Origin of the sequence: Bradyrhizobium sp. IC4060 (genome assembly GCF_020193715.1) — a bacterium.
GTDB classification, from domain to species: Bacteria; Pseudomonadota; Alphaproteobacteria; order Rhizobiales; family Xanthobacteraceae; genus Bradyrhizobium; species Bradyrhizobium yuanmingense.
In genome coordinates, this window is record NZ_JADYVJ010000093.1 from 1 (window position 1) to 436 (window position 436).

Genomic DNA, 436 nt, shown 5'->3' on the forward strand with positions numbered 1-436 from the left:
GCCCTGGCGCTACCCGCAGCAACTGAGCCGCGCCCTGCGTGACTTCCTCAACCTGGTGGAACGCCAGGTGCCACCGCCCCCGCCAGGCCAGCCCCTGCCGCTCTGGCAGTTGCCGGTGCGGGTCGAGTACCTGTCCCTGCAATACCTGGCGCGCGCCTACCTGGGCGGGCTGGAGACTGCCCGCGAGCAGCCCCGGGACTATCTCGGCCAGGACGAGAGCGTGCTGGTCCCGCTGATCGACCGGCGCATCGCCCTGCTGGTGGCGCAAAGCGCCAACCCGGCGGGACTGAAGAAACTGGAAAACCGCTGGGAGTACCCGAGCCAGGCCCTGCGCGACCTCAACAGCAAGAGCAGCGCGCTGGTCAGCGCTTCCGGCAGGCCCTGGGCGCCGATCATCGTCGACCGCCACGCGCGGGCCCTGAGCGAAAGCCTGATG

1 protein-coding gene is annotated in these 436 nt (G+C 70.4%); it reads left to right on the forward strand.

Annotated features, from left to right (window positions below):
• On the forward strand, positions 1–436 hold a 436-nt coding region (locus I6F16_RS37640), incomplete at both ends, for a hypothetical protein (protein ID WP_225174795.1).